The 22,067-nt window shown below is 75.0% G+C and carries 21 protein-coding genes; 7 read left to right on the forward strand and 14 right to left on the reverse strand.

Going from position 1 to position 22,067, the window contains the following annotated elements:
- Positions 1-21 precede the first annotated feature (21 nt).
- From rlmB to ACI794_RS05915, 5 genes are read right to left on the reverse strand one after another with little or no spacing between them, the layout of a single operon-like run.
- On the reverse strand, positions 22-999 hold the full coding sequence (rlmB, locus tag ACI794_RS05895) for a 23S rRNA (guanosine(2251)-2'-O)-methyltransferase RlmB (RefSeq protein WP_456601117.1): 978 nt from the start codon (positions 997-999) through the stop codon (positions 22-24).
- Positions 999-2,399 carry a cysteine--tRNA ligase gene (cysS, locus tag ACI794_RS05900; RefSeq protein ID WP_456601118.1) on the reverse strand — a complete coding sequence of 467 codons (1,401 nt, stop codon included), beginning with the start codon at positions 2,397-2,399 and terminating at the stop codon, positions 999-1,001. Before cysS ends, rlmB begins: the two co-directional genes overlap by 1 nt.
- 42 nt (positions 2,400-2,441) lie before the next feature.
- The gene (gene ispF, locus ACI794_RS05905; RefSeq protein WP_456615856.1) at positions 2,442-2,963 is read right to left on the reverse strand and encodes a 2-C-methyl-D-erythritol 2,4-cyclodiphosphate synthase; all 522 of its coding nucleotides are present in this window, start codon (positions 2,961-2,963) and stop codon (positions 2,442-2,444) included.
- A complete protein-coding gene (ispD, locus tag ACI794_RS05910; RefSeq protein WP_456615857.1) occupies positions 2,960-3,658 on the reverse strand; it encodes a 2-C-methyl-D-erythritol 4-phosphate cytidylyltransferase in 699 nt (232 codons plus the stop codon). The genes ispF and ispD overlap by 4 nt, the downstream gene beginning before the upstream one ends.
- Before the next feature lie 38 nt (positions 3,659-3,696).
- Positions 3,697-4,179, reverse strand: coding sequence for a CarD family transcriptional regulator (locus ACI794_RS05915; RefSeq protein ID WP_306001742.1), 483 nt, complete (start codon positions 4,177-4,179; stop codon positions 3,697-3,699).
- A gap of 130 nt (positions 4,180-4,309) precedes the next feature.
- On the opposite strand from ACI794_RS05915, the gene ACI794_RS05920 reads away from it, so the two are divergent.
- The 4 genes from ACI794_RS05920 to disA all read left to right on the forward strand — a co-directional run bounded on the left by ACI794_RS05920 (position 4,310) and on the right by disA (position 8,646).
- Positions 4,310-5,158 (forward strand): UbiA family prenyltransferase, encoded by an 849-nt coding sequence (locus ACI794_RS05920; protein WP_456615858.1) that lies wholly within the window; start codon positions 4,310-4,312, stop codon positions 5,156-5,158.
- A 137-nt stretch (positions 5,159-5,295) separates the two neighbouring features.
- On the forward strand, positions 5,296-5,979 hold the full coding sequence (locus ACI794_RS05925) for a hypothetical protein (RefSeq protein WP_456601122.1): 684 nt from the start codon (positions 5,296-5,298) through the stop codon (positions 5,977-5,979).
- Between the two features lie 100 nt (positions 5,980-6,079).
- Positions 6,080-7,444, forward strand: coding sequence for a DNA repair protein RadA (gene radA / locus ACI794_RS05930; RefSeq protein WP_456601123.1), 1,365 nt, complete (start codon positions 6,080-6,082; stop codon positions 7,442-7,444).
- Between the two features lie 116 nt (positions 7,445-7,560).
- A complete protein-coding gene (gene disA / locus ACI794_RS05935; RefSeq protein ID WP_456601124.1) occupies positions 7,561-8,646 on the forward strand; it encodes a DNA integrity scanning diadenylate cyclase DisA in 1,086 nt (361 codons plus the stop codon).
- Positions 8,647-8,733: 87 nt separating this feature from the next.
- Here the strand turns inward: disA and ACI794_RS05940 are convergent, their stop codons facing one another.
- On the reverse strand, positions 8,734-9,411 hold the full coding sequence (locus ACI794_RS05940; protein ID WP_456615859.1) for a MucR family transcriptional regulator: 678 nt from the start codon (positions 9,409-9,411) through the stop codon (positions 8,734-8,736).
- A gap of 77 nt (positions 9,412-9,488) precedes the next feature.
- Between ACI794_RS05940 and ACI794_RS05945 the strand changes: the two genes are divergently transcribed.
- Complete coding sequence (locus ACI794_RS05945; protein ID WP_456615860.1) at positions 9,489-10,400, forward strand: A/G-specific adenine glycosylase; 912 nt, start codon at positions 9,489-9,491, stop codon at positions 10,398-10,400.
- 172 nt (positions 10,401-10,572) lie between these two features.
- Here the strand turns inward: ACI794_RS05945 and ACI794_RS05950 are convergent, their stop codons facing one another.
- The 7 genes from ACI794_RS05950 to ACI794_RS05980 form a co-directional block, all read right to left on the reverse strand.
- Positions 10,573-13,110 (reverse strand): ATP-dependent Clp protease ATP-binding subunit, encoded by a 2,538-nt coding sequence (locus tag ACI794_RS05950; RefSeq protein ID WP_456579548.1) that lies wholly within the window; start codon positions 13,108-13,110, stop codon positions 10,573-10,575.
- 426 nt (positions 13,111-13,536) lie between these two features.
- The gene (locus tag ACI794_RS05955; RefSeq protein ID WP_456579549.1) at positions 13,537-13,890 is read right to left on the reverse strand and encodes a histone-like nucleoid-structuring protein Lsr2; all 354 of its coding nucleotides are present in this window, start codon (positions 13,888-13,890) and stop codon (positions 13,537-13,539) included.
- Positions 13,891-14,033: 143 nt separating this feature from the next.
- The gene (gene lysS, locus ACI794_RS05960; RefSeq protein WP_456601127.1) at positions 14,034-15,554 is read right to left on the reverse strand and encodes a lysine--tRNA ligase; all 1,521 of its coding nucleotides are present in this window, start codon (positions 15,552-15,554) and stop codon (positions 14,034-14,036) included.
- Positions 15,555-15,565: 11 nt separating this feature from the next.
- A complete protein-coding gene (locus tag ACI794_RS05965) occupies positions 15,566-16,372 on the reverse strand; it encodes a type III pantothenate kinase (RefSeq protein WP_456579551.1) in 807 nt (268 codons plus the stop codon).
- 118 nt (positions 16,373-16,490) lie between these two features.
- The gene (gene panD, locus ACI794_RS05970; RefSeq protein WP_456601128.1) at positions 16,491-16,925 is read right to left on the reverse strand and encodes an aspartate 1-decarboxylase; all 435 of its coding nucleotides are present in this window, start codon (positions 16,923-16,925) and stop codon (positions 16,491-16,493) included.
- A complete protein-coding gene (gene panC / locus ACI794_RS05975) occupies positions 16,922-17,776 on the reverse strand; it encodes a pantoate--beta-alanine ligase (RefSeq protein WP_456579553.1) in 855 nt (284 codons plus the stop codon). Before panC ends, panD begins: the two co-directional genes overlap by 4 nt.
- The gene (locus ACI794_RS05980; protein WP_456601130.1) at positions 17,773-18,738 is read right to left on the reverse strand and encodes a Rossmann-like and DUF2520 domain-containing protein; all 966 of its coding nucleotides are present in this window, start codon (positions 18,736-18,738) and stop codon (positions 17,773-17,775) included. The genes panC and ACI794_RS05980 overlap by 4 nt, the downstream gene beginning before the upstream one ends.
- Positions 18,739-19,024: 286 nt before the next feature.
- Between ACI794_RS05980 and ACI794_RS05985 the strand changes: the two genes are divergently transcribed.
- Complete coding sequence (locus tag ACI794_RS05985; RefSeq protein WP_456615861.1) at positions 19,025-19,777, forward strand: SDR family oxidoreductase; 753 nt, start codon at positions 19,025-19,027, stop codon at positions 19,775-19,777.
- Positions 19,778-19,780: 3 nt separating this feature from the next.
- Here ACI794_RS05985 and ACI794_RS05990 read toward each other — a convergent pair whose 3' ends face one another.
- Complete coding sequence (locus ACI794_RS05990; protein ID WP_456615862.1) at positions 19,781-21,214, reverse strand: DUF6779 domain-containing protein; 1,434 nt, start codon at positions 21,212-21,214, stop codon at positions 19,781-19,783.
- An 84-nt stretch (positions 21,215-21,298) separates the two neighbouring features.
- Here ACI794_RS05990 and ACI794_RS05995 point away from each other — a divergent pair, with 84 nt between their 5' ends.
- Positions 21,299-21,904: a DUF1684 domain-containing protein gene (locus ACI794_RS05995; protein ID WP_456601133.1), complete on the forward strand. Its 606-nt coding sequence runs from the start codon at positions 21,299-21,301 to the stop codon at positions 21,902-21,904.
- The last annotated feature ends 163 nt before the right edge of the window (positions 21,905-22,067 follow it).

Here is a 22,067-nt window from a genome sequence, read left to right on the forward strand (position 1 = left end):
CGCCCGGCGCGAACCGGGGAGCTACCTGGCCGCGCCCGAGCTGCGGACCATGGCGGCCTGGTACAGCGCGATGCCGGCCGCGACGCTGACGTTGAGCGACTCGGTGTCGCGCGAGATCGGGATGCGGACGACGACGTCGCACTTCTCCCGCACCAGCCGGGAGAGGCCGGTGCCCTCCGCGCCCACGACCAGGGCGACCGGGTCGGCGAAGCCGTCGTACTGGTGCAGGTCGACGTCGCCGTCACCGGCCAGCCCGACGGTCTGCAGCCCGGCGTCCTGGTAGGCGGCGAGCGCCCGCGGCAGGTTGACCGCGCGGGCGACGCGCAGCCGGGCCGCCGCGCCGGCGCTCGTGCGCCAGGCCGAGGCCGTCATCCCGACCGCGCGGCGCTGCGGCACGACGACGCCGTGGGCGTCGAACGCGGCCGCGGACCGGACGACGGCGCCGAGGTTGCGCGGGTCGGTGACGCCGTCCATCGCCACGACGAGCGGCGCGCGGCCGGAGTCGCGGGCGAGGTCGAGCAGGTCGTCGGGGTGCGCGTAGTCGTACGGCGGCACCTGCAGGCCGATGCCCTGGTGCAGGGCGCCCTGCGACATGCGGTCGAACTCGGCCCTGCCCACCTCGAGGAGCGGCAGCCCGCGGTCGGCCGCGAGCGCGAGCGCCTCGGTGATCCGTTCGTCGGTCCCGCCGCGCGTGGTGTCCCCGGTGACCACGTACAGCGCCGTCGCCGGGATCTGCGCGCGGAGCGCCTCGACGACGGGGTTCCGCCCGAGCAGCAGCTCCGGGGTCTCCTCGGCGCGCTGGCGGGCGCGGGCGCGGTCGGCGCGCTGCCGCGCCTCGGCCTGGGCACGCCGCTGGGCAGGGTGCCCGGTGCGCATCTCGGCGGGTGGGGTGGCGCCGCGGCCGGCGAGCGACCGACGGTTCTTGCCGCCCGTCCCCGCGGTCGCCGTCTTCTTGCCCGCACCGGTCGTGCGGCCGCGGCGCTGGCTGTTGCCGGCCATCAGTGGGTCAGCTCCCATCGGGGTCCCTGCGGGGTGTCCTCGACCTGCACGCCGAGGGCGGCGAGCTGGTCGCGGATCGCGTCCGCGGCGGTGAAGTCCTTGCGAGCGCGGGCAGCCTGCCGCTGCTCCAGCGCCAGTGCCACGAGGCCGTCGGTGGCCTGCGCCAGCCGGTCGTCGGAGCCGCCGGCCCACTGCGGGTCCAGCGGGTCCAGCCCGAGCACCCCCAGCATGGCGCGCACCGAGCCCAGCGTGCCGGCGACCGCCTGCTCGTTCCCGGCAGCCAGGGCGGTGTTCCCCTCGCGCACCATGTCGTGGATCGCGGCGACCGCCGCCGGGGTGCCGAGGTCGTCGTCGAGCGCGTTGCCGAAGTCGGCGCAGAGCACCGGCGCCCCGGCGTCCGCGCCGACCCGCTCCGCCGCCCGCTTCACGAAGGACTCGATCCGGCGGTAGGCCTGCCCGGCCTCCTCCAGCGCGGCGTCGGTGAACTCGATCATCGAGCGGTAGTGCGGCGCGACCAGGTAGTAGCGCAGCTCGACCGGCCGCACCCGGCGGACGACCTCGTCGACCAGCGCCGTGTTGCCCAGCGACTTGCTCATCTTCTCGCCGCCGAGGGTGACCCAGCCGTTGTGCAGCCAGTACTGCGCGAAGCCGTCGCCGGCGGCCCGGGACTGCGCCTGCTCGTTCTCGTGGTGCGGGAAGCGCAGGTCCAGGCCGCCGCCGTGGATGTCGAACTCGGCGCCGAGGTACTTCCCGGCCATCGCCGAGCACTCCAGGTGCCAGCCCGGCCGGCCGCGCCCCCACGGGGTCGGCCACGAGGCCGTCGCCGGCTCCGCGGGCTTGGCGGCCTTCCACAGCGCGAAGTCGCGGGGGTCGCGCTTGCGCTCGTCGCTGTCGGTGTCGGCGGCGGGCTCGAGCGCGTCGAGCCGCTGGCCGGTGAGCGCCCCGTACCCCGGGAAGGAGCGGACGTCGAAGTAGACGTCGCCGTCGACGGCGTAGGCGTGCCCGCGCTCGATCAGCCGCTGCATGAGCTCGACCATCTCGGGGACGTGCCCGGTGGCGCGCGGCTCGTAGGTGGGCGGGAGGACACCGAGGACGTCGTAGGCGCGGGTGCTGGCCCGCTCGTTGTCGAACGCCCACGCCCACCAGGGGACGCCGTGCTCGTCGGCCTTGGCGAGGATCTTGTCGTCGATGTCGGTGACGTTGCGGACGTAGGTCACCTCGAGGCCCCGCGCGACCAGCCAGCGCCGGAGGACGTCGAAGGAGACCGCCGCCCGGACGTGCCCGACGTGCGGCGGGCCCTGCACGGTGAGACCGCAGACGTAGACCGACGCATGACCGGCACGCAGGGGCGTGAAGTCGCGGACCGCGCGGGCGGCCGTGTCGTACAGGCGGAGGCTCACCGCGCGAAGTTTACGTAGCGCGGCGTGGACACCGACGGGAGTCTACGGACTGTCCGCGGGCCCCTCCGCCTGCGGCGAGGCCGCCTCCTCCGTGCGGATCACCAGCGCGGTCGCGACCGCGGCCCGGCCCTCTCCCCGGCCGGTCAGCCCGAGACCGTCGGTGGTGGTGGCCGCCACGCTCACCGGGGCGCCGAGCGCGGCCGAGAGCGCAGCCTCGGCCTCCGCCCGGCGGGGACCCAGCTTCGGGGTGTTCGCGACGAGTTGCACCGATGCGTTGCCGATCTCCCAGCCGAGGCCGGTGACCACCTCGCGCACGTACTCGAGGACGGCGATGCCCGCGGCCCCGGCCCAGCGCGGGTCGTCGGTGCCCAGCAGGCCCCCGATGTCACCGAGCCCGGCGGCGGACAGCACGGCGTCGGCGAGCGCGTGGGCGACCACGTCGCCGTCCGAGTGCCCGGCGCAGCCGTAGGTGCCGGGCCAGTCCAGGCCGGCCAGCCGGCACGGCCGGCCCGCGACGACCGGGTGGACGTCGGTGCCGATGCCGACGCGTGGCAGCAGGGTCACGGGCGCACCCCGCTCGCGGTCGGGCCCGCGCTCAGCTCGGCGAGCGCGAGGTCGTGCGGGACGGTGATCTTCGCGGCGCGCTCGTCGCCGGGGACGGTGTGCACCGGCACGCCCGCGGCCCGGACGACGGCGGCGTCGTCGGTGTGCTCGGCCGCGTCGTCGAGGGCGGCGTAGGCGGCGACCAGGGTGACGCGGTCGAACCCCTGCGGCGTCTGCACCCGGCGCAGCGGGGCGCGGGGCACCGCCTGGGCGACCACGCCGTCGTCGTCCACCAGGACGGTGGTGTCGACGACGGGCAGCACGGGGACGACGGCGAGCGCACCCCCGGCGAGGGCGTCGAGCACCCGGGCGACGGCGTCCGGCGGGGTGAGCGGCCGGGCGGCGTCGTGCACGAGGACGACGTCGGCGCCCGCCCCCGCGGCGGCGAGCCCGGCGCGGACCGACGCCGTGCGGGTGGCTCCCCCGTCGACGAGCCGGACCGCCGGGGGCAGCGCGGCGGCGAAGGCGGCGCGCTCGGCGGGCGGCACGGTGACGACGACCTCGTCCACACCCCCGGCGAGCAGCCCGTCGACCGCCCAGGCGACCAGGGGCCGCCCGGCCAGCGGCACCAGCGCCTTCGGCAGCGCCTGCCCGTCCCGTTCGGCGCCCAGACGCGAACCGCTCCCGGCCGCTGCGACGATGGCGACAGCGTGCACGGGAGCGGTTCGGTGGGATCTGCGGAAGCGCGGAGCGCTCAGCTGGCGAGGACCTCGTCGAGCAGGATCTCGGCCTTGTCCTCGTTGGTGCCCTCGGCGAGCGCGAGCTCGCTGACCAGGATCTGACGAGCCTTGGAGAGCATCCGCTTCTCGCCGGCCGAGAGGCCACGGTCCTTGTCTCGGCGCCACAGGTCGCGGACGACCTCGGCCACCTTGTTGACGTCGCCGGAGGCCAGCTTCTCGAGGTTGGCCTTGTAGCGGCGCGACCAGTTCGTCGGCTCCTCGGTGTGCGGGGCGCGCAGCACCTCGAACACCCGGTTGAGCCCCTCCTGACCGACGACGTCGCGGACGCCGACGATCTCTGCGTTGTCGGCCGGCACACGCACGGTGAGGTCGCCCTGGGCGACCTTCAGCACGAGGTAGGCCTTCTCTTCACCCTTGATCGTGCGCTTCTCGATCGCCTCGATGAGCGCGGCACCGTGGTGCGGGTAGACGACGGTCTCGCCGACAGTGAAGCCCATGTGGATGTGACCCCTTTCGCTCCCCCAAGGTTAGCACGGCAGACTGACCAGCGGATCGGCGCCGGGCAGTAAATCTGCAGGTCAGCGGCCTGGGCAAGTCCGTCGGAGGGGTTGACACAGCGTGATTGATGTGCCTGCGGGAGCCGCTCCCCAGGGCGGGACGGTCCGCGCGCTGGTCCGCGCCACGCACCCCGGGCCGGCCCTCGCGGTCACCACCGTGGCCACCCTGCTCGCCCTGGCGGCGGACGTCCCCCCGGCGCGGACGGCGCTGCTCTGCGCGGCCGTCCTCGCAGGTCAGGCGTCCATCGGCTGGAGCAACGACTGGCTCGACGCCGACCGCGACCGCGCCGTCGCGCGGGCCGACAAGCCCGTCGTCCAGGGCGCCGTCGACCCCGCCCTGCTGCGTCGCGCCGCCCTCGCGGCCGCCGCAGTCGCGGTCGTGCTCTCGCTGCTGCTGGGCCTCGTCCCCGGCGCGCTGCTGCTGCTGCTCGTCGCGAGCGGGTGGGCCTACAACGCCGGGCTCAAGCGCACGATCTGGTCGGGTGCCGGCTACGTCGTCGGCTTCGGCGCGCTGCCGGCCGGGGTGGTCGCCGCCGCCCCGGGCACCCCCGTGGCCCCCTGGTGGCTCGTGGTGGCCGGCGCGGCGCTCGGCGGCGCCGCCCACCTGGCGAACGTCGCACCCGACCTCGAGGACGACCTGGCCACCGGGGTCCGCGGGCTCCCGCACCGGCTGGGGGCGCGGGTCTCCGCGGTCACCGGCGCGTTCCTGCTGGCCGGGGCGTCGCTGGTGCTGGTGCTGGGCCCGCCGGGCCCACCCGGGGCGAGCGGGTGGGCGGCGCTCGCCCTGGCCGCTCCCGCGACGGCCGTGGCCGCTCTCGCGGGCACGGCGCGCTTCCGCCGGCTGGCCTTCCCCGCGGTGATGCTGCTGACGGTGCTGGACGTCGCCCTGCTGGTCGGCAGCGGGTCGGCGCTCACCTGAGGCACCCCTCGGTGGGCGCCGGTCCGCGCCGCTACCCGCTCCCTGCGGGCGGGCCGGGAAGGCGACCGATACGCTCGGGAGGTCTCCCTGCCGCCGATCCCCGGTGGCCGGCACGGTCCTGCTGGAGGTCGACAGCCGTGAACCGCGCTCTGCGCGCCGCCACGATGGGCGTTCTGCTCGTCTCCCCCTTCGCCCTCTCGGCCTGCAGCGCCGGCCAGGTCACGCAGACCGCCGAGCAGCAGCGCGACAAGGTCGGCGCCATGGCCGCGGTGGGTGACATCGCGCTGCGCCAGATCGCCGTCGTCGCCCCCGAGGACGGCGAGTACCCGGCCGGCGAGGACGCCCCGCTGCGGCTCGCCGTCGTCAACACCGGCACCGAGAGCGACACGCTGACCGGCGTCTCCGGCGAGGGGTTCGGCGACGTCGAGATCACCGCCCCCGAGGGCTCCGCGTCGCCGAGCGCACAGCCGCCCGGCACCGGCGGCGGCACCTCGGGCGGCACGAGCGCCCCCGCCGGCGAGGGCGAGCTGGAGATCCCGGCCGGCGCCACCGTCTTCTTCGGCGAGGACACCGACGCCGCCATCACGCTCACCGACCTCGACGAGCCGCTCACGACCGGCCGGATCCTCGAGCTGACCTTCAGCTTCGAGAACGCCGGCGACGTGACCACGATGGTCCCGGTCGCCGCCCTCGAGGAGGTCCGCGAGCGCGGTGAGTCGTTCGACTTCCACCACGAGGAGGAGGGCGAGACCGGCGGCGGTGTCGACGAGGGCAACCGCGAGCAGACCGAGGTCGCCGGCGGGGGGAACCCCGAGAACTGACCTCCACCCCCTGCTCCACCCGCGACGGCGGCTCCTCCCGGGGAGCCGCCGTCGCGCGTTCTGCGGGGAACTGTCGGTGGCCGCGGCTAGCGTGCCCGCCGTGCCACCTGCCGGAGTGAAGTCCCGCCCCGCCCACCGCTGCACCGAGTGCGGCTACGCATCGGCCAAGTGGGTCGGGCGCTGCCCCGAGTGCCAGGCGTGGGGCACCCTCCAGGAGCTCGGTGCCCCGACCACCGGGCTGCGGGCCGTCGCGGCCGGCCAGGTGAGCGCTCCGGCGCGGCCGATCGCCCAGGTCGAGCTGGCCGGCGCCCGCGCCGTGCCGACCGGCATCGACGAGTTCGACCGCGTCCTGGGCGGCGGCCTGGTGCCGGGCGCGGTGCTCCTCGTGGCCGGCGAGCCCGGGGTCGGCAAGTCCACGCTGCTGCTCGAGGTGGCCCACCGGGTAGCGGCCACGGGCGGCACGACGCTCGTGGTCTCCGGGGAGGAGTCGGCCGGGCAGGTCCGGCTCCGCGCGGAGCGGATCGGCGCCCTGCACGACCGGCTCTACCTCGCCGCCGAGACCGAGCTCTCCGCCGTGCTGGCCCACGTCGAGGCGGTCAACCCCTCGCTGCTGGTCCTCGACAGCGTCCAGACCGTCCGCTCCCCCGCCGTCGAGGGCACCGACGGCGGTGCCACGCAGGTGCGCGCGGTCGCCTCGGCCCTGACCGGGGTCGCGAAGAGCCGCGGCATGACCACGATCCTCGTCGGCCACGTGACCAAGGACGGCGCCATCGCCGGCCCGCGGACGCTGGAGCACCTGGTCGACGTGGTCGTCTCCTTCGACGGCGAGCGCCACTCGACCCTGCGCATGGTCCGGGCGACCAAGAACCGGTTCGGCCCGGCCGACGAGATCGGGTGCTTCGAGATCGGCGACAGCGGGGTCGTGGGCGTGCCCGACCCGTCGGCCCTGTTCGTGTCGCGCCGCGCCGACCCGGTCCCCGGCAGCTGCGTCACCGTCACCCTGGAGGGCAGCCGGCCGCTGCTGGCCGAGGTGCAGGCCCTGGTGGCGAGCACGAGCGGGGGTGGCTCCCCCCGCCGGGCGGTCAGCGGGCTGGACTCCCAGCGGGTGGCCATGGTGAACGCGGTGGTCGAGCGTCGCGGGCGGGTGAAGCTCGCCGACGCCGACGTGTTCGCGGCGTCCGTCGGCGGGGTGCGGATCGCCGAGCCGGCGGCCGACCTGGCGCTGGCCCTGGCGATCGCCTCGGCCGCCAAGGACACCCCCCTGCCGGCGGGGCTGATCGCGCTCGGGGAGGTCGGCCTCTCCGGCGAGATCCGCCGCGTGGGGGGCACCGGTCGCCGGCTGGCCGAGGCCGCCCGCCAGGGCTACCGCGTGGCCCTGGTGCCCCCGGACGCCGGCGCCGCCCCGGCGGGCATGCGCCTGATCGAGGTCCCCGACCTGGGTGCGGCCTTCCACCGCATGTTCTGAGCCCGTAGGGTCTCGTATGAGGTGCCGGTCGACGCCGGCGCACCCCCGAGCGTGCTCGGCCCCCGGCGCGGGCACGTAGACTCGGTTTCCGTACCACTCGACCGTCAGGAGCGCTCGTGCCCGCCGCCGTGGACCCCGAGGTCGCCCTGCGCGAACTCCTCGGTCGCATCGCCCCCGGCACGGCGCTCCGCGACGGCCTCGAGCGCATCCTCGCCGGCCGCACCGGCGCCCTGATCGTGCTCGGCTACGACCGGGTGGTCGAGTCCATCTGCACCGGCGGCTTCGCCCTCGACGTCGCGCTCTCGGCCACCCGGCTGCGCGAGCTGGCGAAGATGGACGGGGCGGTGATCGTCTCCTACGACGGCAGCCGCATCGTCCGGGCGGGCGTGCACCTCATGCCCGACCCGACGGTCCCGACCGAGGAGTCCGGCACCCGCCACCGCACCGCGGAGCGGGTCGCCGTGCAGACCGGCTTCCCGGTGATCTCGGTGAGCCAGTCGATGCACATCATCAGCGTGTACGTCGCGGGCCGGCGGTACACCCTCGAGCACCCGACGACGATCCTCGCCCGCGCCAACCAGGCCCTCGCGGCCCTGGAGCGCTACAAGCTCCGCCTGGACGAGGTGGCGAGCACCCTCTCCGCGCTGGAGATCGAGGACCTCGTGACCGTGCGCGACGCGATGAGCGTCAGCCAGCGGCTGGAGATGGTGCGCCGGATCGCCGACGAGATCGAGGGCTTCGTCGTCGAGCTCGGCACCGACGGGCGGCTGCTGGCGCTGCAGCTGGACGAGATGCTCGCCGGCGTCGAGGAGGACCGCGGGCTGCTCGTCCGCGACTACCTGCCCGCGGCCGGCCGCCGTGCCCGGACGATCGACCAGGTGCTCACCGACCTGCGGGCGCTGACCGCCACCGAGCTGCTCGACCTCTCCGCCGTCGCCCGGTGCTACGGATTGCCCACGTCACCGGACGCCCTGGACTCGCCGGTGAGCCCACGGGGCTACCGCCTGCTCGCCCGGGTCCCCCGGCTGCCCGCCGGCATCATCGACCGCCTCGTCGAGCACTTCGGCGGGCTGCAGAAGCTGCTGGCCGCGACGATCGAGGACCTGCTCGCCGTGGAGGGCGTCGGCGAGGCCCGGGCGCGCGGCATCCGCGAGGGGCTGTCCCGGCTCGCCGAGACCTCCATCCTGGACCGCTACAGCTGACAGCCGGAGCGGGTCGGCATGCGAAGCATCCCGACCCCTGCTCGGGCTGCACCAGGTACGCGCTCGGCGGAGCCGAGGCCTGCCTGCTCACGCCGAAGGCGTGAGGGTGAGCGGGGCGTCGCCGGACACCTTCGTGTCCAGGCGGCCGCGGACCACGTAGCCCCCCGGCGAGGGCGTGACCCGGGGCGCCGCGCAGGCCGGGTCGCTGGTGAGCCCGCCCCACTGCACGGGGAGCACGACCGGCTCCCCCGGCGCCAGCGTGCGCTGCTCGCTGCTGCTCTCGGGGAAGCAGTCGTTGCTCCCCCAGATCCGCGCGCCGGTGGCATCCACCATCACGAACTCCTGCAGCTGCTTGTCCAGCGGCCGCACGCACGGGACCGACGAGGAGTTCACCACGACCAGTTCGAACGTGGGCTTGTCGCCCACGGCCACCGCGCCCGGGGTGCGCACCTCCAGGCCCAGCATCTCGTCGGTGCACGGCCCGCCCGGGGTCGGCCCCGCCGGGACCGGGGGCTGGGTCGGCGGCGCCGTGGTGCCCGGCGTCCGGACCTCCGCGACCGAGGGCACGACGCGCTCCAGCGCGGGCGGCTCCGTCGGCGCGACCCCCGCCGCCGGCACGGCGGCCGATCCGCTGCCGCCACCGTCCGGCACGAGAGCCAGCACGCCCCAGGCGACACCGCCGAGCAGGGCCAGCAGGACCACCAGCACGGCCAGCCGACGCCGCCAGTAGACGGCTGCAGGCAGCGGGCCGACCGGGTGCAACACGCGCAGAACGCTAGTGCGCCCGGTCGCGACTGTTCCGCTCGGCACGCCGCGCCGGCCGCACGGCAGACTGGGTGCCCGTGACCAGGCCGCCCTCCTCCACCGCCGCGCCCGTCGGCGAGCTGATCGTCGACTGGTACGCCACCGCCGCCCGCGACCTGCCGTGGCGGACGCCGGAGGTCGACCCGTGGGCGGTGCTGGTCAGCGAGGTGATGCTCCAGCAGACCCCCGTGGCCCGCGTGGAGCCCGTCTGGCGGGCCTGGGTGGCCCGGTGGCCCACCCCGGCGGACCTGGCCGCCCAGCCGCCCGCCGAGGTCATCCGGGCGTGGGGGAAGCTCGGCTACCCGCGGCGCGCGCTGCGGCTGCGGGAGGCCGCCATCGCGATCAGCGAGCGGCACGGGGGCGTCGTCCCCTCCGACGTCGCCGCGCTGGAGGCGTTGCCGGGGGTGGGCACCTACACCGCCCGCGCGGTCGCCTGTTTCGGGTACGGCCGGCGCCAGCCCGTCGTCGACACCAACGTCCGCCGCGTGGTGGCGCGGCTGGTGCACGGTCGGGCCGAGGCGGGCAACGCGCGGTCCGCCGACCTCACCGACGTCGCCGCGCTCGCACCGGAGGACGAGGAGAGGGCGGTGCGCTTCTCGGTCGCGGTGATGGAGCTCGGCGCGCTGGTGTGCGTCGCCGGCACCCCGCGCTGCGGCGCCTGCCCGGTCCGCGACCGGTGCGCCTGGCGGTCGGCCGGCGCCCCGCCGCACGACGGGCCGCCCCGGCGGGTGCAGAAGTTCGCCGGCACCGACCGCCAGGTGCGCGGCCGGCTGCTCGACGTCCTCCGGGCGGCGCACGAGCCCGTGGACGCGGCGGCGCTCGAGCCCGCGTGGGACGACGCCGTCCAGCGGTCCCGCTGCCTGGACTCGCTGCTCGCCGACGGCCTGGTCGAGCAGACCGCCGACGGCCTCTTCACCCTCCCCGGGGGCGGCGCCGATCAGGTGACCTGATCATCGAGCGTCCTCCATCACGGTGTGCGGTGAGGGAGGACGCTCCACGATCAGGGTCCCTGATCGTGGCCGGGGCGGGACCGGGGTGAGGGGATGCGGGGCGGAGGGGCCGGTGAACGCCGGAGGGGCCGCCTCCCTCGCGGGAAGCGACCCCTCCGGTCGTGCTGATCGATCAGTCGGCCTGGGCCGCCGGACCGTCCTCGTCACCCTCGGCGCCCGAGAGGGCCACCGGCGGGGTGTCGGGCAGGTCGACCGGCTTGGGCTCGCCGCGGAAGGTGAACTTCTGCGCGGGGCCCTCGGCGTCGTCGACGTCCACCACGATGATCTGCCCGCTGGACAGCTCGCCGTAGAGGATCTTCTCCGACAGCGCGTCCTCGATCTCGCGCTGGATGGTGCGGCGCAGCGGCCGCGCACCCAGCACGGGGTCGAAGCCCCGGGTCGCCAGCAGCTTCTTCGCCGCGGGCGTGATCTCCAGCGCCATGTCCTTGTTGGCCAGCTGACCCTCCACCCGGCTGACCATCAGGTCGACGATCTGGATGATCTCCTTCTCGGTCAGCTGGTGGAACACGACGATGTCGTCGATGCGGTTGAGGAACTCCGGCCGGAAGTGCTGCTTCAGCTCCTCGTTGACCTTCAGCTTCATCCGGTCGTAGTTCGACTGGTCGTCGTTACCGGCCTGGAATCCGAGGCCCACGGCCTTGGAGATGTCCCGCGTACCGAGGTTCGTGGTGAGGATCAGGATCGTGTTCTTGAAGTCCACGATCCGGCCCTGACCGTCGGTGAGACGGCCGTCCTCGAGAACCTGCAGCAGCGTGTTGAACACGTCCGCGTGCGCCTTCTCGATCTCGTCGAAGAGGACCACCGAGAACGGCTTGCGCCGAACCTTCTCGGTGAGCTGACCGCCCTCGTCGTAACCGACGTAACCGGGAGGCGCCCCGACCAGACGGGACACGGTGAAGCGGTCGTGGAACTCGCCCATGTCGATCTGGATGAGCGCGTCGTCCTCACCGAACAGGAACTGCGCCAGCGCCTTCGCCAGCTCCGTCTTACCGACACCCGAGGGGCCGGCGAAGATGAAGGAACCACCGGGACGGCGCGGGTCCTTGAGGCCCGCCCGCGTACGCCGGATGGCCTGGCTGACGCTCTTGATGGCCTCTTCCTGGCCGATGATCCGCTTGTGGAGCTCGTCCTCCATGCGGAGCAGACGCGTGGTCTCCTCCTCGGTGAGCTTGAAGACGGGGATGCCGGTCCAGTTGGCCAGCACCTCGGCGATCTGCTCGTCGTCGACCTCGGCGACGACGTCCATGTCGCCGGCCTTCCACTGCTTCTCGCGCTCGGCCTTCTCGCCCAGCAGCTGCTTCTCGGTGTCGCGCAGCGACGCGGCCTTCTCGAAGTCCTGCGCGTCGATCGCCGACTCCTTCTCGCGGCGGACGGCCGCGATCTTGTCGTCGAACTCGCGCAGGTCCGGCGGTGCGGTCATCCGCTTGATCCGCATCCGGGCGCCGGCCTCGTCGATCAGGTCGATCGCCTTGTCCGGCAGGAAGCGGTCGGAGATGTACCGGTCGGCCAGCGTCGCCGCGGCCACCAGGGCGCCGTCGGTGATGCTGATCCGGTGGTGCGCCTCGTAGCGGTCGCGCAGGCCCTTGAGGATCTCGATCGTGTGGGCCAGCGTCGGCTCGCCCACCTGGATCGGCTGGAAGCGGCGCTCGAGGGCGGCGTCCTTCTCCAGGTGCTTGCGGTACTCGTCCAGCGTGGTGGCGCCGATGGTCTGCAGCTCACCGCGGGCCAGCATGGGCTTGAGGATGCTGGCGGCGTCGATCGCGCCCTCGGCGGCACCCGCACCGACGAGCGTGTGGATCTCGTCGATGAACAGGATGATGTCGCCGCGGGTGCGGATCTCCTTGAGGACCTTCTTGAGGCGCTCCTCGAAGTCACCGCGGTAGCGGGAACCGGCGACGAGCGCGCCGAGGTCCAGCGTGTAGAGCTGCTTGTCCTTCAGCGTCTCGGGCACCTCGCCCTTGACGATGGCCTGTGCGAGGCCCTCGACGACGGCGGTCTTGCCGACGCCGGGCTCGCCGATGAGGACCGGGTTGTTCTTGGTGCGCCGCGAGAGCACCTGCATGACCCGCTCGATCTCCTTGGCCCGCCCGATGACCGGGTCGAGCTTGGAGTCGCGCGCGGCCTGGGTCAGGTTGCGGCCGAACTGGTCGAGGACCAGCGAGGTCGACGGCGTGCCCTCGGCGGGGCCACCGGCCGCGGCCGGCTCCTTGCCCTGGTACCCGGACAGCAGCTGGATGACCTGCTGGCGGACGCGGTTCAGGTCAGCGCCGAGCTTCACGAGCACCTGGGCGGCGACGCCCTCGCCCTCGCGGATCAGGCCGAGCAGGATGTGCTCGGTGCCGATGTAGTTGTGGCCGAGCTGCAGCGCCTCGCGCAGCGACAGCTCCAGGACCTTCTTCGCCCGCGGGGTGAAGGGGATGTGGCCGGACGGCGCCTGCTGGCCCTGCCCGATGATCTCCTCGACCTGCTGGCGGACACCCTCGAGCGAGATGCCGAGGGACTCCAGGGCCTTGGCAGCGACGCCCTCACCCTCGTGGATCAAGCCCAGGAGGATGTGCTCGGTGCCGATGTAGTTGTGGTTGAGCATCCGGGCCTCTTCCTGGGCCAGGACGACGACACGGCGGGCTCGGTCGGTGAACCGTTCGAACATCTGCTGCTTCTCCTCTGACCGGCTGGTCCGGCGCTGCCCTCCCCGTGTGGGAAGGAGCACCCGACGTCCGTCGGCGCGCGGGGGCACCGGTCTTTCCACTGTAGTCGCGGACCACGCCGTCCCGTCGTCGTCCGACGGGTCCGGTGGGTGGCTGCCCGTTCCAACCACGGCCCCCGGAGCGCTGTTCCACCCCCGTTACGCCGTGAGCGGACGGCGGCGCGCCGCCCCTGGACGCCGGGCACCCCGCCCCCTGTCGGGCCTACCGGCCGCCACCGCGGCCCTGGACGCCACCGGCCCGGCTCCCCTGAGGGGAGCCGGGCCGGTCGTGCCCTGCTGGAACGGCCCCCTCGCAGGGACCGGGGGCGAGCAGAAGGGCCTCGTCCCTCTCAGCCCTCGCCAGCTCGGGCCGAGCCTCCGGACGAGGCCTTAGTGGGCGGCTTCGTAGGCCTCGACGACGCTGGCCGGGATGCGGCCGCGGTCGCTGACCGCGTGACCGTTCTTGCGGGCCCAGTCGCGGATGGCGCCGGCCTGCTCGCGGTCCATGCGGCCACCGCCACCGGTGGCGCGGGTGCGGCCGCCACCGGAGGAGGAACGGGTTCCGCGACCGACCTTGCGCGCCGCCGAGATGTAGCGGGCGAAAGCGTCGCGCATCTCCTGGGCGTTCTTCTCCGCCAGGTCGATCTCGTAGGACGTGCCGTCCAGAGCGAAGCTGACGGTCTCGTCGGCCGGGAGATTCTCGTCGAGGTCGTCGCTCAGGATGACCTGGACCTTGCGCGCCATTCGTTCCTCGCTTTTCGCAACGGCCCGGAGGCCGGATGGAAATTGCACCCGGCGGGTGCGAGGGCTATTACAGCACGGAGCGGCGGCAATAGGAAATGGCAACCCGATTACTCCTCGAGAGGAGTAATCGGGATACGAACGGATCAGGAACTGAGCGGGCGGACCAATGGGAACAGGATCGTCTCCCGGATGCCGAGACCCGTGAGGGTCATCATCAAGCGGTCCATCCCCATTCCGACCCCGCCGGTGGGCGGCATGCCGTATTCGAGCGCCTCGAGGAAGTCCTCGTCGAGCACCATCGCCTCGGGGTCACCGGCCGCGGCCAGCAGCGCCTGCTGGGTGAAGCGCTCCCGCTGGACGACGGGGTCGACGAGCTCGGAGTAGCCGGTGCCGCGCTCGATGCCGCCGATGTAGAGGTCCCACTTCTCGGCGACCCCCGGATCCGTGCGGTGCGCCCGGGTGAGCGGCGAGGTGTCCACCGGGTAGTCGATGACGAACGTGGGGTCCTGCAGCGAGGGCTGCACCAGCGCCTCGAAGATCTCCTCGACCACCTTGCCGTGGATCCAGGCCGGGTCGATGCCCACCTCGTGCCGCTCGGCCAGCGCGCGCAGCTGCTCGATCGGGGTCTCCGGGGAGACCGGCTCCCCCACCGCCTCGCTCACGAGGTCGAACAGGCGCACCTGACGCCATTCCCCGGACAGGTCGAGCTCGGTGCCGTCGTGGTGGCGGGCGACGTGGTCGCCGAAGAGCGCTTCGCAGCTCTCCTGCACCAGCTCCCGGGTGATGACGGCGATGTCCTGGTAGTCGAGGTAGGCCGCGTAGAACTCCAACATCGCGAACTCCGGGGAGTGCGAGCTGTCGGCGCCCTCGTTGCGGAAGTTGCGGTTGATCTCGAAGACCCGGTCCAGCCCGCCGACGATGCACCGCTTGAGGAACAGCTCGGGTGCGATGCGCAGGTAGAGGTCGAGGTCGAAGGCGTTCATGTGGGTGCGGAACGGCCGGGCCGCGGCACCCCCGTGCACCGTCTGCAGCATCGGGGTCTCGACCTCGATGAACTCCCGCCGGGCCAGCCCCGCGCGCAGCGTGGACATGACGGTGGCCCGCTGCCGGACGGTGCGTCGGGCCTCGTCGCGCACGATCAGGTCGACGTAGCGGCGGCGGACCCGCAGCTCCTCGCTCATCGGCTTGTGCGCCACGGGGAGCGGGCGCAGGGACTTGGCGGTCAGCTGCCAGGAGTCGGCGAAGACGGAGAGCTCCCCGCGGCGCGACGTGCCGACCTCGCCCTCGACGAAGACGTGGTCGCCCAGGTCGACGTCGGACTTCCAGGCGGCCAGCGCCTCCTCGCCCACGCGATCGCGGGAGAGCATCACCTGCAGCTCGGCATCGCCCTCGCGCAGCGTGGCGAAGCAGAGCTTGCCGGTGTTGCGGTAGAAGATCACGCGGCCGGTGACGCCGACCCGCTCGCCGGTCATCGTGTCCGGCTCCATGTCCGGGTGGCCGGCGCGGACCGCGGCGAGCGTGGTGGTGCGGGGCACGCGCACGGGGTAGGGGTCGACCCCCGAGTCGCGGAGCCGGTCGAGCTTGGCCCGGCGCACCCGCATCTGCTCCGGCAGCTCCTCGCCGCCGTCGTCGCCGCCCGTCCCGTTCGGTCCCACGTCCGTCACGGGGGCTCAGCCTACGGTGCGGCCGGCCGCCGCTCGGCGGCCTGCTGCCGCTGGAAGGCCAGCCGCAGGCCGTGGACGGTCAGGTCGGGCTCGCGCTCCCCGATCGTGCGGCAGCTGTCGACCAGCAGCGGCGCCAGCCCCCCGGTGGCGACGACGACCGGCGCGGTGCCGAACTGCGCGACGAGCTCCGCGGAGATCCGGCCCACCAGCCCGTCGACGAGGCCGGCGAACCCGAGCACCAGCCCGGACTGGAGGGCGGCGACGGTGTTCTTCCCGATGGCGTGCGGCGGGCAGCTGAGCTCGACCGACCGCAGCTGGGCCGCCCGGCTGGCCAGCGCGTCCCGGCTGACCTCCACCCCGGGCGCGAGCGCGCCGCCGAGGAACTGACCCTCCGGGCCGACGGCGTCGACGTTGGTGGAGGTCCCGAAGTCGACGACGACCACGGGGCGACGGCCGCCGTCCGGGGCGCGGCCGAACAGCTCCGCGGCCGCCAGGGCGGTGACCACGCGGTCCGCGCCGACCTCCCGGGGGTTGTCCACGTGCAGCGGGACGCCGGTGCGCACGCCGGGCCCGATGAGCACCACCGGCACCTCGAGGGAGTCCAGCAGCTGGCGCAGCGCCGGCAGCTGCGCGGGCACCGTGGAGCAGGCGGCGACGCCGGTCACCTCGGTGTCGCGCAGCAGGCCGCGCCACAGCATGCGCAGCTCGTCGGCGGTGGCGCGGGGCGCGGTCGTCACGCGCCAGGAACCGACCCGCCGGTCGCCGTCGAAGGTGGCGAGGACCGTCTGGCTGTTGCCGACGTCGACGGTCAGCAGCACCGCGTCACCGGATCGGCAGAAGGACCCCGTCGCCCCCCGCCGCTCGCACGCTCGCGGCGGGCCCCTGTGACGAGGCCGCCCGGCTCGCAGGCTCGCGGGGGAACCCGGGGCGGGGCCATCACTCGGCGCCGTCGGGCGCGGCCGCGAACGGGCTCCTCCGGTGGTCGGTGGCCCCGGGCACGGGGGCTGACGGGTCCCCGCCGAGCTCGACGACGCGGTTGGCGCCGTCGACGTGCACGACCGTCGGGATGCAGCTCTTGGCCTCGGTCTCGTCCATCAGCCCGTAGCTGATGAGGATCACCATGTCGCCGGGGTGCACGAGGTGGGCGGCGGCGCCGTTGATGCCGATGACGCCGCTGCCCCGCTCGCCGGGGATGACGTAGGTCTCCAGGCGGGCGCCGTTGGTGATGTCGACGATCGCGACCTGCTCACCGGGGAGCAGGTCGGCGGCGTCGAGGAGGTCCTCGTCGACGGTCACCGAGCCCACGTAGTGCAGGTCGGCCTGGGTGACCGTGGCGCGGTGGATCTTGGACTTGAGCATCGTGCGCATCATCGGGGGCCTCCCAGTCGGACTGCCGTGTTGTCGAGGAGTCGGGTGCTGCCGGCGCGGGCCGCGACCAGCAACCGGGCGGGGCCGGTGTCCGGCGCCGGTCCCAGGTCGGTATCGGTCAGCTCCAGGTAGTCCTGGACCAGGTCGGGCTCCTCGGCCAGGACGGCGCGGGCGGCGGCGAGAACGGCCTCGGCCCCGTGCGGGCCCGCGTCGGCCCCGGCACGCAGTGCCCGGTGCAACGTCCCGGCCCGGGACCGCTGTTCCGGCGAGAGGTAGCGGTTGCGGCTGGAGAGCGCCAGGCCGTCGTCCTCCCGGACGGTCGGGACGCCGACCACCTCGACGCCCAGCGCCAACTCCCGGGCCATGGCCCGGATGAGCGTCAACTGCTGGTAGTCCTTCTCGCCGAAGAGCGCCAGGTCGGGCCGCACCAGCCCGAAGAGCTTGGCGACGACGGTGAGCACGCCGGCGAAGTGGCCCGGCCGCACGGCGCCCTCGAGCACCGACCCCAGGGGGCCCGGGTCCACGGTCACCCCGGCCGCACCCGGCGGGTAGACCTCCTCGACCGGCGGGTGGAGGACGACGTCGGCGCCCTCCTCCGCCAGCGCGGCGAGGTCGGCGTCCCAGGTGCGCGGGTAGCGGTCGAAGTCCTCGCCGGGCCCGAACTGCGTCGGGTTCACGAACACCGAGACGACGACGCTGCCGGCCCGCTCCCGGGCCGCGCGGACCAGGGTCCGGTGCCCCTCGTGCAGCGCTCCCATGGTCGGCACGAGGGCGACCGGACCGGGCAGGGCGGCGACCAGCCGGCGCAGCTCGGCGGCGGACTCGGCGACGACGGGGCGGGTACCGACGCTCACCGGGACCCCGCGACGTCGTCGTGCCGCGCGGCGCCGAGCACGTCGAGCACCGGCGCGGCGTCGTGGGCGCGCAGCCGGCCGGCGGCGACGGCCCGCTCGGCGGTCCGCTGCGCCATGGCGACGTAGGCCGCGACCGCGCCGGGGGCCCGCTCGCCGAGGGTCTGCAGGTGGCGGGCGACGGTGCCGGCGTCGCCGCGGCTGACCGGGCCGGTGAGCCCGCGGTCACCCCGGCGCAGGCCGTTGTCCAGCGCGGCGGTGAGCAGCGGGCCGAGCACGCGCCCCGGCTCGGCCACCCCGGCGGTGCGCAGCAGCTCGGCGGCCTCGGCGACGAGGGTGACCAGGTGGTTGGCCCCGGTGACCAGTGCCGCGTGGTAGAGCGGGCGGTCGGCCTCGGCGACGAAGAACGGCTCGCCGCCCATCTCCAGCACCAGGGTCTCGGCGACCGGGCGGTGCTCGGGACGACTCGTCACGCCGAAGGGCGCGCCGTCGAGCCGGTCGGCGTCCTCGGGGGCGCCGGTGAAGGTCATGGCGGGGTGCAGGGCGAGCGCGAGCACCCCGGCCTGCTCGGCGGGGGCGAGCACGGCGAGCCCGTGGGCCCCGGAGGTGTGCAGCAGGAGCTGGCCGGCGCGCCAGGCGCCGGTCTCGGCGAGCCCCGACACGAGCCCGGCGAGGGTGTCGTCGGGGACGGCGAGGACCACGAGGTCGGCGGCGTCGACCACCGCGTCGGCCGGCAGCAGGGGGACGCCGGGCAGCAGCCGGGCGGCCCGCTCGGCGGAGGCGGCGGAGAGGCCCGAGGCGGCGACGACGTCGTGGCCGGCGGCGGCGAGGGCGGCACCCAGGACGGCACCGACGCGACCGGCGCCGATGACACCCACGCGGAGGCGGGCGGGCGCGTCGGACGGGCGGGCGTGCGTGCGGGCCGGGCCCAGCAGCGCGCGGACGGTCCTGCGGGCAGCAGGCATCGGTGCACCTCTCGTTCCAGTCCCTCGCGGGTACCGGACGTCGGGAGCGATCCGGTGGGGATCGCGGTGGTCGAGCGGGTGGTGCGGGTCGGAGCTCCGGCCGGCGTCCGCTGCAACCGTTCCGTGTCACGCGGGCGACCTGCCGATGGCGAGTGTGTGACGCCCGCGCGGCCCTCGCAACGCCTGGTCGCTGTGTGCTGGCTCACGTCCGGGCGGCGCACCCGGCGGCGAGCCGGCGAGGGCGCCGCCCTACCGTGACGGCCGGCACATCGGCGAGGGAGGCAGCGTGCACACGTTCGAGGGAAAGACCGCACTGGTGACCGGCGGCAGCCGCGGCATCGGCCTGGGCATCGCCCGGAGCCTGGTCGAGCGCGGCGCCCGGGTGGTGCTCACCGCCCGGAAGCCCGATGCGCTGGCCGAGGCGGTGGAGGCGCTGGGCGGGCCGGAGGTCGCGGTGTCGGTGGCCGGCAACGCCGGCGACCCGGATCACCGCGCGACCGCGGTGCGCACGGCGGTCGAGACGTTCGGCAGCCTCGACGTGCTGGTGGGCAACGTCGGCATCAACCCCGCCTACGGGCCGCTCATGGACCTCGACCTCGACGCGTGCCGCAAGATCCTCGACACCAACGTCGTGGCCTCCCTCGGCCTCGTGCAGGAGGCCTGGCGGGCCTGGATGGCCGAGCACGGCGGCTCGGTGCTCTTCGTGGCCTCGGTGGCGGGGCTGCGCTCGTCGCAGGAGATCGGCGCCTACGGGGTGAGCAAGGCCGCGCTCATCAACCTGACGACGCAGCTGGCGGTGGAGCTGGCGCCCAAGGTGCGGGTGAACGCCGTCGCCCCCGCCGTGGTGAAGACCCGCTTCGCCGGCGCCCTCTTCGAGGGCCGGGAGGCCGAGGCCGCCGCCGTCTACCCGATGGCGCGCCTGGGCACGCCCGAGGACATCGGCGAGGCCGCCGCCTACCTGCTGGGCGACGGCGCGGGGTGGGTCACCGGCCAGACGCTGGTGCTCGACGGGGGCGGGCTGTCGCGCGGTCCCCGCTAGGGGTCAGCGGCCGAGGACCCGGGCCAGGACGTCGTCGCTGTCGCCGTCCTCCCGGTACCGCCGCCGACGGCGGCCGCCCGCGTTGGGGCTGACGCCGTTCTCGGCGAGGATCTGCTCGATGCGGATCGGGGCGTCCGGGCGGTCCTGCTCCGGCGGGGCCGCCCAGGTCGGCGGCACCGCGGGCTGCGCGGTGGTGGGGGGGAACTCGGCGGGCGGCTTCTCCCCGTCGTCGGTGCGCCGGCGGCGCGGGGCGTCCTCGCTGCGAGGCGGCGCCGGCGGGTCGAGGAGCGACCGCGCGGCCAGCCACTCCACGGGGGACGGCGGCGGGGTGGCCGGTGGGGCCGGGGGCAGCGTGGACGAGGGCGTCACCACCGGCGAGTGGACGGTGGCCGGCGGGGCCGGGCGCTCGCCGACAGCAGGCGCCCCGGACCCGAGGGAAGGGTCGCCGTGGTGGGCCGCGGCGCGCTCGTGCCGGCCGAACCCCGAGGGCGCCGGCGCCGGCGCGGGGGCGACCGGGCGGGCCGGCACGGGAGGCGCGGGCGGGCGCAGCGGCGGCGGGGGCGGCGCGGCCGCGCGGACCGGCGGCGGGACGGGTCCGACGGTCGGAGCCGGCGGGACGGGCGGGGCAGTCGGAGCCGGCGGCGGGACGGCCGACCAGGTGCTGGTGCGCACCTGCTCGAACTGCTGGGTGGGGCGCGGCTCGTCCAGCCGGATCGCCGGCCAGCCGCCGGTGAGCTCGCGCGGCGGGGCGTCGTCGCTCCAGGTCGCGCCCTCCAGCGTGCGCGCCGACCCGTCGAGCCGGCTGGCCTGGGTTCGCATCACGATCCGCTCGACGAGCATCTCGCTGGACAGCTGCTCGGCGAGCTCGGCCCGAAGCCGCCCCATGTCCTCGCGGAGCGCGCCCAGCTGCCCGAGCTCGGTTCGCAGGCCGGCGAGCGCGGCGACGTCGTCGCGGAGGGCGGCCACGCGGGCGACCTCGTCGCGGAGCTCGCCGAGCGCGGCGATCTCCCCGCGCATGCCGGCCACCCGGGCGACCTCGTCGCGGAGACCGGTCAGCGAGGAGATCTCCCCGCGCAGCGCGTCGAGCTCGTCGCGCATCGACTCCTCGGCCTCGCGGCGGAGCTCGTTCTCCAGCTCCAGCTCGTGCTCGCGGCGGGCGGCGACCTCGCGCTCCAGCTCCGCCTCGTAGGCGCGGCGCAGGTCGGCCTCGCGTGCGGCGGCCCGCACCCGGTCGGTGTCGCGCCGTCCGGCGGCGAAGGTGGCCAGCACGAGGGCCCAGGCCACGGCCACGACGGCGACCCGAAGCAGTTGGGCGTTGTCGGTGAGGAAGACCGCGAGCGTGGCGCCGACGGCGAGCACGAAACCGCCGGTCTGGAGCAGCGTGCGGGAGCCGGCGAGGGCGGGGCCGCGGGCGGCGTCGTCCTCGCGGCGGGGCATGGCACACAGCGTAGCGACGAGTGGCGCTCACGGGGAGGAAGCGACCCCGTGCCCACAGTGGTCCCAGGTGCCACAGTTCTCCGGGTGACCCTCTCGCTGCTCGACTGGCGCCGCCGCGTGGCCGCGCTGCACGCCGCCGTCCGGGACACCGCCGACCCCGAGCAGGGCTGGTGGCGGTGGCGGGAGGGCCGGGACGAGCTCTTCGCCGACCACCCCCAGTCCCCGCTGGACGCCTCCGGGCGAGCCGCCTTCCGCGGCCTGCCGGTGGCGCCCTACCGGCCGGAGCTCCGATTCACGCCGGTGCTCCAACCGGCGGCGCCGCTGCGGCTGGAGGTCCCCACGGCCGCAGACGGCGTCGTCCCGCTGGACCGGATCGGGGCGGTGGACCTGCCCGGGGTCGGCCGGCTCGACGTCTGGTGGGTTGCGCTCTACGGCGGCGGGGTCTTCCTGCCGCTGCGCGACGGCAGCGCGGGCGGCACCACCTACGGCGGCGGGCGCTACCTGCTCGACACGGTGAAGGGCGCCGACCTGGGGGGCGACGGCGAGCGGCTGGTGGTGGACCTCAACTTCGCCTACCACCCGTCCTGCGCCTACGACCCGCGCTGGTCGTGCCCGCTGGCCCCCGAGGGGAACCGGGTCCCCACGACCGTGGCCGCCGGGGAGCAACTGCCCCCCGGCGGCTGGTACTGAGCTGCTGGAACGGCCCCCGTGCAGGGGTCCCGCCGCGAGCCCGTGACGTGCTGGAACGGCCCCCGTGCAGGGGTCCCGCCGCGAGCCCGTGACGTGCTGGAACGGCCCCCGTGCAGGGTCCCGCCGCGAGCCCGTGACGTGCTGGAACGGCCCCCGTGCAGGG

Source organism: Blastococcus sp. SYSU DS0541, assembly GCF_054050875.1.

Excerpts from the sequence above, each read along its gene's own strand:
- rlmB (WP_456601117.1), bottom strand. The coding sequence starts at position 999 with ATGGCCGGCAACAGCCAGCGCCGCGGCCGCACGACCGGTGCGGGCAAG.
- ACI794_RS05915 (WP_306001742.1), bottom strand. The coding sequence starts at position 4,179 with ATGGGCTTCACTGTCGGCGAGACCGTCGTCTACCCGCACCACGGTGCC.
- ACI794_RS05950 (WP_456579548.1), bottom strand. The coding sequence starts at position 13,110 with ATGTTCGAACGGTTCACCGACCGAGCCCGCCGTGTCGTCGTCCTGGCC.
- ACI794_RS05955 (WP_456579549.1), bottom strand. The coding sequence starts at position 13,890 with ATGGCGCGCAAGGTCCAGGTCATCCTGAGCGACGACCTCGACGAGAAT.
- panD (WP_456601128.1), bottom strand. The coding sequence starts at position 16,925 with ATGATGCGCACGATGCTCAAGTCCAAGATCCACCGCGCCACGGTCACC.
- ACI794_RS05980 (WP_456601130.1), bottom strand. The coding sequence starts at position 18,738 with ATGCCTGCTGCCCGCAGGACCGTCCGCGCGCTGCTGGGCCCGGCCCGC.
- ACI794_RS05990 (WP_456615862.1), bottom strand. The coding sequence starts at position 21,214 with ATGCCCCGCCGCGAGGACGACGCCGCCCGCGGCCCCGCCCTCGCCGGC.